The organism is Methylobacterium sp. GXF4, assembly GCF_000272495.1.
Classification (GTDB): Bacteria; Pseudomonadota; Alphaproteobacteria; order Rhizobiales; family Beijerinckiaceae; genus Methylobacterium; species Methylobacterium brachiatum.
The window spans coordinates 55,830-67,581 of sequence record NZ_AKFK01000002.1 but is presented as its reverse complement, the minus strand read 5'-3'; the positions used below and the strand labels follow the sequence as shown (position 1 = coordinate 67,581).

Annotated in this window: 12 protein-coding genes; 1 reads left to right on the top strand and 11 read right to left on the bottom strand. The window is 72.3% G+C overall.

What is annotated here, in order from left to right:
- Positions 1–13 precede the first annotated feature (13 nt).
- The 11 genes from WYO_RS00485 to WYO_RS00435 all read right to left on the bottom strand — a co-directional run bounded on the left by WYO_RS00485 (position 14) and on the right by WYO_RS00435 (position 9,786).
- A complete protein-coding gene (locus WYO_RS00485; RefSeq protein ID WP_007557711.1) occupies positions 14–367 on the bottom strand; it encodes a hypothetical protein in 354 nt (117 codons plus the stop codon).
- A 363-nt stretch (positions 368–730) separates the two neighbouring features.
- Positions 731–910 carry a hypothetical protein gene (locus tag WYO_RS00480; RefSeq protein ID WP_039901821.1) on the bottom strand — a complete coding sequence of 60 codons (180 nt, stop codon included), beginning with the start codon at positions 908–910 and terminating at the stop codon, positions 731–733.
- A gap of 437 nt (positions 911–1,347) precedes the next feature.
- Entirely contained in the window at positions 1,348–1,857 is a 510-nt protein-coding gene (locus WYO_RS00475; protein WP_007557706.1) for a hypothetical protein, read from the bottom strand.
- Between the two features lie 255 nt (positions 1,858–2,112).
- Positions 2,113–3,063, bottom strand: coding sequence for a 3'-5' exonuclease (locus WYO_RS28830; RefSeq protein WP_007557704.1), 951 nt, complete (start codon positions 3,061–3,063; stop codon positions 2,113–2,115).
- A 1-nt stretch (position 3,064) separates the two neighbouring features.
- A complete protein-coding gene (locus tag WYO_RS00465) occupies positions 3,065–4,030 on the bottom strand; it encodes a hypothetical protein (RefSeq protein ID WP_007557702.1) in 966 nt (321 codons plus the stop codon).
- On the bottom strand, positions 4,027–5,970 hold the full coding sequence (locus WYO_RS00460) for an AAA family ATPase (protein WP_007557700.1): 1,944 nt from the start codon (positions 5,968–5,970) through the stop codon (positions 4,027–4,029). Before WYO_RS00460 ends, WYO_RS00465 begins: the two co-directional genes overlap by 4 nt.
- 69 nt (positions 5,971–6,039) lie before the next feature.
- Positions 6,040–6,870 carry a metallophosphoesterase gene (locus tag WYO_RS00455; protein WP_085985759.1) on the bottom strand — a complete coding sequence of 277 codons (831 nt, stop codon included), beginning with the start codon at positions 6,868–6,870 and terminating at the stop codon, positions 6,040–6,042.
- Positions 6,867–7,319, bottom strand: a complete 453-nt coding sequence (locus WYO_RS32055) for a hypothetical protein (RefSeq protein ID WP_007557694.1) — start codon at positions 7,317–7,319, stop codon at positions 6,867–6,869. Before WYO_RS32055 ends, WYO_RS00455 begins: the two co-directional genes overlap by 4 nt.
- A 95-nt stretch (positions 7,320–7,414) precedes the next feature.
- A complete protein-coding gene (locus WYO_RS29195; RefSeq protein ID WP_244424013.1) occupies positions 7,415–8,503 on the bottom strand; it encodes a DUF6634 family protein in 1,089 nt (362 codons plus the stop codon).
- 178 nt (positions 8,504–8,681) lie between these two features.
- Positions 8,682–8,990: a hypothetical protein gene (locus tag WYO_RS00440; protein ID WP_007557691.1), complete on the bottom strand. Its 309-nt coding sequence runs from the start codon at positions 8,988–8,990 to the stop codon at positions 8,682–8,684.
- 10 nt (positions 8,991–9,000) lie between these two features.
- Positions 9,001–9,786: a hypothetical protein gene (locus WYO_RS00435; protein ID WP_007557690.1), complete on the bottom strand. Its 786-nt coding sequence runs from the start codon at positions 9,784–9,786 to the stop codon at positions 9,001–9,003.
- Between the two features lie 430 nt (positions 9,787–10,216).
- On the opposite strand from WYO_RS00435, the gene WYO_RS00430 reads away from it, so the two are divergent.
- Entirely contained in the window at positions 10,217–11,332 is a 1,116-nt protein-coding gene (locus WYO_RS00430; RefSeq protein ID WP_007557688.1) for a DNA-binding protein, read from the top strand.
- Positions 11,333–11,752 lie beyond the last annotated feature (420 nt).

Here is an 11,752-nt window from a genome sequence, read left to right as displayed (position 1 = left end):
GCCACGGTCTCCCTCAGCGGTGGAATTCGAGACGCGCGTCGACGACGGCGCCGGTCGCGCAATCGATGCTCACGCCGATCCAGGGGCGGCGGGCGGCGCCGTCCTCGCCGACGACCAGGATGTCGAGCGGCTCGGAGCCGAAGAGCGTCTCGAACCCCTCGGCGACGGCGTCCGCGCCGGCGCAGTCGACGCACGGCCTCGTCGCGGCCCGGTTCGGGCGCGGCGTGCGGATCCTCCGCCGCGACGGGTTCGCCGCAGGGTCGGACTTACGGACGGGCTTGGGTGCGCCTGGCTCATCCGGGCGGTGGCCCGAGCCGCCGGGTGCGCCGTCGCCGTCCGGGGTCCAGGATGTCGTTGACCGGTCCATGACAAAGTTCTCCCGTCCCTCCGGAACACGGTTCCGGTCGGCTTGTGGTGCTGGCTCTGTCGGGCTAGGTTCGTGGTCGAGGATCACTCGACGCGGTTGGTCGAAGGCAGTGCGTCAGACCCGACGACTGATGAACTGTCCTTCACCGCGATCGCCGCGACGGATGCGGACGGTCCGCGACCGTTCCCGCATCGTCGGTGGCGTAGGCATCGGTCACCCCGGATTGGTCGGGGCGTCCTCACGGAGAGACCGACTAGAACCGCGCCGGGACCTCATCACCTGTATCGGGGGCGTGGTCGCGAACGGCCCTTGCCTCTCGTCCCGCCGGCTCGGCTCGACGGGGGATCGACCTGCGGCGAGCCTTCAGAACAGCGACAGCTGGCGGTCCTCGGCGGCCATCTTCGGCTCGCGCTTAAGGCAGTCGGCCGGGTCGGACGCCGCGGGGTGGGGATCGTCGTCGATGACGGGGCGCGGCGGCGGGGCCGCCCCGGGGCCGGGGTCCCCGAAATCGAACCGCAGCTGGTCAGGGTCGGGGCGCGCCAAGCGCGCGCGGTCCCGATATCGGAGGGGCATTCTCATGATGGCTCTCGCGGTTGTGGAAGGACCCGCGACCTGCCGAGACGGATGGGAAAAAGCCTGTCACCCCGCTTGCGGCTACGACCGAGCGGTGCTATCAGACAGATTCCAGCGCACTGGTCGTGACCAGTGTCGTCTGGTGGCCGGACGTGGGAGGCTTTCGAGGGAAACTTCGAGGCAAACCTTGTTTGGACGAGGATGGATGGGGTGGGGCAACCCGGCTCCTTGATGTCCGCACCGCCTGGTAAGCGGCGCGAACTCCGTTCTTGGTTGGCCCTCTCACCTTTCGTCGAGGCGAGGGCTAGTTTTGGCTGGTGAGGCCTAAAGGGCTCGCGTTGCTTGCAACGCGGGCCTTTTCTCATGGCGGGCCACGGGCCGAGTGCAGGGCGCGATGCACAATCATTTCAGGGGCTCTTCTTCCTGGTCTTTCGGGTAACGTTGGGCGCGGGGACGCCCGCACTTTGCGTTCCTTCCCCGGGGATGTGCTTCGGGCCTTTTCCGATGGCATACCAATGCGTCGCGGCCCGGTCGTGGCGGACGAGATTGGCGCGCTTTAAGACTACCTTCACCTTCTCGCTCGTGTCTTTTTGGAATCCTTTCCTAGCGACGATCTGATTGAGGGCCATCCCTGAGAGACCCGCATCGCCGGCCTCAGCCAAGGCCTCGACGATGATCTGGGCGACCGGGCTTCGCAGGCGAGGCGCCTGGGCCGCCTCGGCACCGCCCCCTTCCGGAGGGCGCGGGTCGAGACCCGGCAGGGCGACCGTCTCCGCGCGCAGGTTGACTAGGCTCTCGCGGAGCCCAGCGATTTCCGCACGCGACTTCAAGATCTCCGTCAAGGCGGCCTGCAGAGCCGCATCGGCGCGGTCGCAAGCCCGGATCTTCTCCGTCACGGAATCGGCGGGGTCCGCCATGACGCCTCCTGGACGCATCCACCCTCTCGTTCTAGAGGGGCGGGACCAAGAGTCAAGTCGAATCATCCGGGTGCCGTACGGGTGCACCCTGACGACACCGCCTTCCGTCCTGGCCTGCGTCCTGGCCGCCGCGTCCGGCGCGCCGGTTGCGCGCCCTGAGATCCCGGAGGCTCGGGGGCCGCCGCTCCCGGATGGGTCCCCGTCCATGGCCGGGCGCGTCGGCCCGCGTCGGTCCAGAACCGGCGGCAGCCCTTGCTAGGGCTGCCCCTCGACCACGACTGCTTGCTCGTCGGCCGCCATCGATGCGGGCCCGCCTCCCGGCCCTTTCAGCAGCATCGGCGCGGGGCGCGAGGAGCAGCGCCAGCGGTCGAGGAATGTCCCGAGATGGGGTCGCGCGCCCCTCTCGGCGGAGAGGTATTCGACCATTCCGGAGAAGCTCGCGTCGTGCCCGTCGACGTCGGACCTTCCGCACAGCAACGACCATCGGCAGTACAGCGCCAGCGTGTTCAGCACGTCGGTCTCGCAATAATTCCTGACGCGCTCGATCCGACCCTCCGAAACCATCGCCTCGACGTTCGAGCCGTGCTCCCCGGCCTTCCCCGGAAGGCCCATGGCCACCGCCATCTCGTCGAGCCCCATCCGGGTCGCGGCACCGTAGGACGACAGCAGCTCCATGACGTCGCTGTGGTAATCCGGGGCGTAGCGGTTGGCGTATCCGGCCCAACGGTCGCCGCGCAGGAAGTAAGCGCCCGTCGGGATGCCGTAGAGGAAGGCGCGAAGGAGGAGGACGGGCAAGTCGAAGGCGCGGCCGTTCCACGACACGAGCCGGAAGTCGCCCTCGGCGAAGTGGCGCCAGAAGCCACGGAGCAACCGCTCCTCGCTCCAATCCGCCTCGCCGCCGCTGCGGCAGCACTCCAGGATGTAGCGCTCGGACCCGTCGGCGCCGACCTCGATGCGGGCCTCGGCGAAGGCGATGGCCACCACCTTGTGCCAGGCAGGTTTAGGGAAGCGGTCCTTGGGGAAGTCCTCGGGAACCAGCTCCGCATCCGGCACGGTCTCGACGTCCAGGCAGAGGATTCGCGAGGGGCGCGCAGGCGCAGCCGGCCGACCGGCGGCCCGTGGCATCGGCCGGGTAGGCGCGGCCCCGGCGAGCCCGCGCGGCGGCAAGCCGGGCGAGGGAATGCCCCGGCGAGGGTCGAGCGTCATCTCACACCTCCACGATGAATGTCGGGTCGAACGGGGGCCGGCCGCACGCCCAGCCGGAGATCCGCGGGTTGGAGACGATCCGCGTCGGCCCCACCGTCACGTCCACCGGACCGGGCACGCTGCCGTGGATCCAGAGCGTCGGCGCGCCCCAGCCGGCCATGATCCCCTCCAGGTCGGAGGCGAGCGAGGCCCCGACCCACTCGTCGGCGAGCTCGGGCATCACCTCGGGTGGCAGGGCGCGCGCGGACGGGGCGTGGTGGGTCACGACGACCGCGCGGTCGCCGGGGCGCGCGTCCTGGACCAAAGCGACCGGCGACGCCCGGAACCCCGTCGCCTGCGCGACGATCGACCCGAGCGCGTCCTCGATGAACGCCCTCGACCGGGCGTGCGCGCCGCCCGCGTCGTGCGGCAGGTAGGGGAGCGCGCCGGCGCGACGGATGCGGCGGCAGTCGCCCAGGTGATGTCGGGCATGGCCGCGGGCGAGGGTCGCCCTCCGGGATCCGTGCAGGGCCCAATCGGTCCAGAGGGTGGCCCCGAGGAAATACAGGCCCGTCCCGCGACCGTCGTCGACGCGCAGGCCATCGTCCGAGAGGAGCGCGATCCCGGCCTGGCTCGCCAGCTCGCGGCCGCGCGCGAGGATCCCCGCGATGTCCCCGTCGCCGTCCCGGCCGCCCCAGAACTCGCGGTTGCCCGGCACCAGCACGACGGGCCGGGAGCCCTGGCGGCCGTCGAGGGCGCGCGCCAGCCACGCGACCGACGCCCGGAGGTCGTCGGAGACGTCGCCGGCCACCACGAGCGCGTCGAAGTCCGGGAGCGGGTCGGGCATGGCGAGGGGATGGCGGTCGACCGCGAGGTCGGACATCACCCAGAGCCGGTACCGGCGCGGGGGCGGCGTCGTGGCGCGCCCGGGCCCGGGCGCCGGGACGGCACCCCGTCCGAGGGCCAGGGGGTCGGCGTGCCGGGTCATCGGCCACCCCCCGGCTGCCTGGTCCGGCCGGGCCGCGCCTCGGCGATGAACCGGCGCAGCGCGTCGCCGCCGAGCACGCGGCGTTCGAGCAAAGCCTCGGCGACGGCCTGCACCACGTCCTGGTATTCGGAGACGAGGCGCTCCGCCTCCCCGAGGAGCCGGGCGAGATCGGCCTCGACCGCCGCGCGCAGCGCCGGATCGACGGCGAGGGTTCCTGCGATCGCCTCCATCGGGCCGCGATACGCGATGCCGCCCCCGAGCCCGAACGATCCGTGGATGCCCGCGACGAAGGCGGTGGCGCGCGCGAGATCCGAGGCCGCGTCGCCGCCGGAACCGGCGCTCGCGTCGCCGAGGAACACGGTCTCGGCCGCGCGGCCGCAAAGTAGGCCGGTCACCATCCGCTCCAGGTCGTCGCGCGTCGGCAAGGGGCCGAGGCGCGTGCGCATGCTGGTGCCGCCCGCGGCGGTCTCGCGCAGGATCAGGTCCACCTGTTCGACATGCGCGATCCGCAGGACCTCGGCGCCGACCGCGTGGGCCGCCTCGTGCAGGGCGCTCCGCATTTTTTCCCCGGCCGTCCGGGGGTCCGGCGGCGCCACCGCGTCCAGCAGGTCGTCCGCCTCCAACGGGCGCTTCTCCGCGCGGGCCCTGGCACGCGCTCCCTTGACCCAGCCGACGACCTGCGCCCCGGTGGCGCCGAGACCCAGCTCGGCGACGACGGCCAGGTCCAGGTCGGGCAGGTCGGCCCCGAGGTGCTGCCGGACGATGGCGGCGAGCTCGGGCGCCGCGGGGGGCACGATGCGGATGACCGGTCCCAGCCGCCCCGGGCGCACCAAGGCGGCGTCCAGCTTCTCCGGGTGGTTCGTCGCGCCGATGATGCAGACGCCAGCGCCCTCGCGCGCGCAGCATTCATCGATTTTCAAAAGCATATGGGTCACGACTGGGGTCCACCAAGATGAATTTCTTCCATCCATTGAAGATCTACTTGGAATACTATCGATTTCGTCCAAAAATAGTAGCGACGGAGACCGTGCATAAGCCTCTTCGAAAGTTAGATCTATGCTTTTAATAACTCCGTCTAAGTATCCATTTGACTGAGAAAACCACGAAGATACAGAACTAACCAGTAGCGGCAGTCGCGCGGACTTCGCCAGCGACCGCGCATACGTAGATTTACCTAATCCAGGATTGGATGCCAGGACAACGTTACGGTCGATGGCCGCGAAGGACCCGATGCGGCCTTCGCGCCAAGCTTCGAGCTCTTCGAGCAGCCGCATGCCCCAGGCGTGGGACGGGCCATAGCCGCGCAGGGCGGGGAACGGCATCGCGTCGGCGACCTGGCCGTCGACCGTGGACCGCGCCTCGGCCGCGGCGGCGAGGCGCTCGACGCAGGCGCGCGCCGACCCGGCGCGGATCGCGGCGCAGAGATCCCAGATCCCGAGGCCGGCGGCGATGGACGGGGGCATGGCGGGCGGGCGCTGTCCGGTCGCGGCGCGGATGACGCGCGCGACGACCCCGTTCGACGGCACGGCGATCCGGTAGCGCCCGTCCGCGGCACCGACGAGCGCTGACGGCAGGTGCCGCTCGCAGGCCTGCGAGACCCCGAGCACCCGCCCGCCCTCGGCCAGGCGCCGCGCCACGGCGTCGTTGCCGCGGTCGGGGCGATCCTCACGGGTGGCGCCGGTGCGGGCGTGGACGACCGGCCAGTTCCCCAGCGTCATGCAGGCCGCGCGGACGGGCTCCACCCAATCCGCCGAGGGGACCTCGATCACGAGGGCGAACGACTTGGCGCGGGCGATGCGGCGGCGGTCGGCCGCCGGGATGGCCTCCTCCAGGGCGAAGAGGGCCAGGGTGTCGATGGACGGGACGCGCCGCCCCCGGCGGCCGAGGACGGTCTCGCCGTCCTCGGCGTCGTCGCGGAAGTAGGTGTGATCGGCGATCATGGGCTCCCCGTCGTGCAGGTCCGCATTCGTCTTCGGCGTTCGTCTTCGGCGTCCCGGGTGGGGCCCGGTTCAGAGCTCGATCACCAGCCCGGGGTCGAAGCCGGGATTCTCCCCCGGGTAGCCGAGCGGGTTGCAGACCACCCGGGTCGCGCCGAGGCGGTAGTCGAACGACGTGTGGACGTGCCCGTGCACCCAGAGGTCGGGCCGACCCGCGCGGATGAGCGCGTCGAGGTCCGAGGCGAAGGCCGGGTTGAGGCGGTGGCCGGCATAGGCCGGCGCGACCGAGCCGGCGCTTGGCGCGTGATGCGTGATCACCACGTGCGGGCCGCGCCTCCGGGGGTGCGGGTCGCGCTCCAGCAGGGCGCGCTCAAGGAAGCGGCGCGATGCGTGGTGCAGGGCCAGCGCCTCCTCGGGCCGGAACGGCCTGAAGAGGCGCTGGCGCGACCATGCGATCACGCGATGATCCGTCAGCCCCATCCGCGCGGCGTCCATGGCGGCGGCGCGCGCGGAGAGGCCGTCGAGGGCGTAGTCGGTCCACAGCGTGCAGCCCGAGAACGTGCAGCCGCCGAGCGTGACGGTGTCGTTCTCCAGGAGGTCGATGCCCTGGCGCGCCGCGGCCCGCCGCCCGTGCGCGAGCTCCGCATCGATGGCGCCGCGATAGTATTCATGGTTTCCCGGCACCAGCACGACCGGCATGGCGGGGCGGATGGCGGCGGCGAGCCAGGCGACCGTGTCGGCGAGGCCTTCCCCGACGTCGCCGGCCACGACGGCGACGTCCGCGTCCGGGATGGCCGCCGGCGTCCATGGTTTCGCATGGGCGCGACGGTGAAGATCCGAAAAGGTCCAGATACGCAATCCTTGCACCTCCTGTTCGGCAGGGCGCGGGTGAGCCGGGCTCATCCGCGTGCGTGCGGCATGGGGCTTCGTCGGGGCCAGCGGGGCGCCCAGCGCGCGGCCCGGTCGAGCAGTTCGCCCGGCCGGGGATGCCGGCGGGCGAGGGCGGCCAGGCCGTGGGCGAGCACGAGGGCCGCGGCCGCGTTGCCGCGGGCGGCGTGGACGAGCAGGCCGCTCATGGCGAGGTCGGCCGCGGCAGTGCCGGGCGGGTGACGGCGAAGGACGTCGACCGCCGCGGCCACCGTCGCGGCCGGGTCCCCGCGCAGGGCGTCCGGCCAGCGCGGGTGGTGCAGGAGCAGCGCGGCCCCCACGACCGCCCGCTCGACCTCCGCGACCGTCGCGGGCGCGATGTCGCCCGGGTCGCATCGCCGCCAGACGCCCAGCGTCGGACAGGCCGGGGGATGGGTTCCTGCCGCCCCGGCCGGCCTTGCGCGTCCGCCTCCGTTTTTCCGCATCCGCTCGCCTCCGGATTGGACATGGCTCCGCGATCCGGCGCGCGGCCGGGCGGAAGGGACGGGATAGGTCGGGGGGGCGAAGGGTCGGGGCCGGCCTAGGACGGCAGGCCACGGCCCGATGCGGGCGCGCTCAATCTGTAATACCGCGACGCGGTCCTCGCCCACGACGCCATGTCGGAGGCATAGAGGTCGGACGTCGTGATCCTCCTGCCATCCGGGATGCTGGGGTGCCCGTAGACGCGGCCGGTGAGGATCCGGACCTCGCGGGTCGTGGATCGCCACCCCTCCAGGCGCGGCGCGTCCGCGAGATCGTCGGCCGAGGGCTTGATCCCGTCACGGATGCCCTGCAGCTCATCGGCGAGATCGTGCAGCCGGTCGCCGGCCTCGCGCTGGTCGGGCTGCCGTGCGGCCGCGAATTCCAAGCCGAGCGCGGCCGCGTACGCTTCCGGATCGACCGCCTCCGCGTGGGGGTCCCGGGCGGCGATGCGCAGGGCGGCCAGCAGCGGCAGGCCGGCCGCGAGGGTCCTCGCGGACCGGTCGCCCTCGATGACGCGAGTCGCCTCAGCGCGGCTCAGCGCCGGCAGGACCGCGGGCAGCACCCGCGCTTGCCCGGCCTCAGCCTGGACCGCCAGGCGGCCCATCGCGGCGGCGAAGGCCGAGGCGGCGGGGGTGCCGCCGCCGCGGCCGCAGCCGAGCAGCCAGGGCGGGGCGGCACCGGCGTCGGCTTGCGCACCGTCGTCGGCCAGGGCACGGGCCGCCATGTGCTCGTCGAGCGGGGTGGGGCCGACGACGATCACCGGCACGTCGATGCGGGCACGCAGCGCGGCGTCCACAAGGCACCGCCCGGGCAGGTCGAGGATCACGTGGCCGCCGGCCGCGGCGGCGATCTCATCGGTGACCAGCCGCCCCGCTTCGGCCGCCGTCGCGACATCGTGCTCCGCGACCGCGATCTCGTCGAGGCGGTAACGGCGCCCGGGGAGGCGGGCCTCCCCGGGCAGGGTGATGCGGACGAGGGTCACCGCCTCGCCGAGCGCGGCATGGGCATCGGCGAGGATCAGGGCGGCGTGCGTGGCGTCCGCGCGGCCGGAGCATCCGAAGGTGGCGCTGATCAGTGGGAACCTCCGTGGAAGGCACGGACGCCGACGGCCCGGCGGATCGACCGCCAGGCCGTATGCATCAGACATGCCGTGTTGAGAGGACGAATAATAGCGCAAAAACATCGATAAATGCAATAGCATTCGCTTGAAAGCAAGTAGTCTCAAGCAACGGTGGTTAATATCCACAGCAACCTGTGGATATCACCGGGCGAGGATCGGCCCGCGGCGGAGCGGACAGGCCGGACTCGCGCATCGAGCCCCGCGATCAGCCCCAGTCGTCCTCCTCGTCGCGGACGGCGCGATGCAGGCGCCCGGCGAGGGCCATCGCCAAGTCGTCGACGTCGTGGTCGAAGTCGCCGTCGAGCAGCAGCGGCAGCGGGGGCTCGTCCCAGCCCGCATACGGTTCGGGGACGTGGGGGGCCAACCCGACGTGCGGCACGGCGAGGCGCCCCATCGTCCGGTCGCGGGCCCGCCTGGCGGCGGAGCGCCTGCGGGCGCGGCGGCCCTTGCCGGGATCCGGCATCGGGCGAGCGGCAGGCGTGTCGTTCCAACTCGGCTTGGTGCTGATGCTCATGGCATTCCCCTCAGACTCGGGTGGCGAACGTGCACCCCGCCGCATGGCGGGGCGCGATGTGGGGCTTGGCGGTCCCGAGCTTGCGCAGTCCCGGCACCCTCGGCTTGCGCCGCAGGCTCGGACGCCGGATCGGCGTCCTCGGCGCGTGCGCTGCCACGGCATCGCCTTCTTCGCCGTCGAGGTCGGCGGCGAGGTCCAGCAGGGTCGTCCGGAGCGCCAGGTCCGCGGCGGTTCCCGGCCCGTCGAACAGCGTGTCGAGGCGACCCGGATCGAGGCGCGACGCGTGCGGATCCTCGGCGGCTAGGTGCAGCGCGGCGGCGAGACCGACGGTGCGAAACCTCAGGTCGGCGCAGGGCTCGCCGTCGAGCAAGCGCGTTGCCTTCGCGCGCCGAAGGGGCCCCAACGTCACCGGCAGCGCGCGCAGGCCGGCCGGGATGGCGCCGCGGCAGCAGGCGAGCAGCCACGGCGGGGGGAGGTCGGGCAGCGCGTCCGCCGCCATCGCACGCAGCGCCGCGGACGCCGCCAACGGCGTCGGGCCGAACGAGACGACCGCGACGTCGATGCGGTGCCTGATGGCGCGGTCGGCGAGATGGGCCAGCGGCAGCGCGACCATGAGGTGGCGCCCGTCGGCACGCGCGGCGTCGAGAGAGGTCGGGAGCGCCTCGACGATCCGGCCGCTGCCCGCCATGAGGCTGGGCGAGCCGTCGGGATCCGGACGGCCGCGGTCGAGGGCACTGCTTGCGAGGAGGGCTGCTTGGCTGGCCGACATGTCGTCGGCGAAGAACGCTGCGATCACGGTAAGCCTCCGTGAGTTGATCCGTGCCCCTTGGCACGAACGAATATTACCGCAGGTTCGAGCGTACGATCCAGTAAAATGTATAGTCACTAGAGCTTTTGCACGCCGTGCAGTTAAGATGAGGTTGCCGTTGGGGACCGCCCGGGGCCTTGTTCGAGCGCGAGCGGCCAGGTGAGGGGCCCTGTTTCGGGCATTTCCGGAGGCGAGCGGCGACGCCTGGGCCGTCGTCGAGCCGCATCGAGCCGACCGCGAACGCATAACGCACGTCGCTACGCGTGACCCGCCACGCTTCCGGGATGCCGCCGGCGACGGGGCGGCAAGCCCCCGCCCCCGCCGGCGGTCGGCGCCGGCCCGCGTCGGTGGAAGCCCGCGACGACCATTCCTTCACCGCCCGCGTCCATCATCCCGGCATCGGTCGGGGATGACGGGCATGGTCACTGAAAACGAGGTCAGGTCGGCGGCGGCACGGATACGCGCGCGGCCGGCGCCGCCCGGAGCCCTGAAGGAGCGCGTCTCCGTCCGCTCGATCAGGAAGGAACTCGGTGGCGGGTCCTTCGGCGATATCGCCAAGCCGCTCGCCAAATGGAAGGCGGACGAGGGCTATCATCCGGTCATCGAGCAGGCGGACCTGCCGGAGGCGTTCGAGACACGCCTCGCCGCCCTGGCCAGGGACCTGTTGGAGCAGGCCCGGGTCGAGGCCACGCGGGAGCGGTTGTCGGACTTCGCCGAGGTCGAGCGCCGCCGTGAGCGGCACGAGGAGATCCTCGCGGAGGCCGCGGCGCAGGTGGATCACCTTGAGGACAGGGTCGCGGCGCTGCAGTCCGAACTGGACCGGCTGCGCGCGGCCGGCTTAGCGAAACCCGAGGTCGAACCGGTCCCGGAGATCGCGGCGGCGCCCGAGACGCAGGCGGCCGCCGCACGCGGCTTCGTCGATGCCCTCATGGGACGGAAGCTCGCCCGTGAGGCGGACGCGTTCTGGGGGCAGGTGCGCGATGCGGTCGAGGCGGCGATGCGCGAGCGCGGGCCGATGCCGGCCCACGCGATCTACCGGGCTTTGCCGGACGCGCTGCGGCGACGGGGCGAGAGCGTCGGCTTCCCGCTGACCCCGGCCTGGCTGCGGTACCACCTGCTGCGGATGGCGGCGGCGGGCGAGGGATTCACCGAGATCGAGGGCCGCTTCGGCCTAGCCGGACCACGGCCCGAACCCGGGGCCGCCCGGCCAGCGGAACCGCCCCATGCGGGCGAGGCACAGGAGATGGGCAAGCGCCGGTTCTGGCGGCGTTTCGTGCACGCGGTCCATGACCTTCTCTCGAAGGAGGGGCCGCTGACGGCGGACGAGATCCTGGTGCGGATCGATCCCGCGTGGATCGGGGCGTCCGAGCGGTTCCAGAGGATCACCCCCGGACGTCTCCGGTACAAGCTGCGCGGGCGGATCGACGAGGGCAGGCCGTTCGAGGAGCTCCCGGACGAGCGGTTCGCGGCCTTGAAGGGAACAGACCCCTGGGACGGCGAGAGCGCGATGCCGGGGACGGCGCGGAACGGGTGACGCCCTGCTGCGCGGCCCGGCCGTTCTCGACGGCCGATCGCGATCCCCCGTCGGGGCAAGGGGACGGTCCGGAGCAGGCCGGCCTTCGTCGCGGGAGGGCCCGCGCACGGCTCTGCGGGAAACGCGTAACGGATAACGCTATGCGCTACCCGTTACGACCGGGTGCGCGGACGCCGTTCCCCCGTCGTGCTGTTCGGCCGGTCGGAGCGGGACCCGCTCTCGATTGAGGACGGCTACACGCCCGCTCGCCCGAGCGGCTCTGACGAATGCGGCCGGGCGTCTTGGTGACGGCGTACCCGCGGGAGCCGCTCAGGGTGGAGCCCCGCCTGGCGAGGGAAGGCTCTATCCGCCGGTCCATGCTCGGCGGCACGGGCGGGAAGCTGCGGTTCGTCGCTCCCGGCCGGTGAACCCGTACTCCGC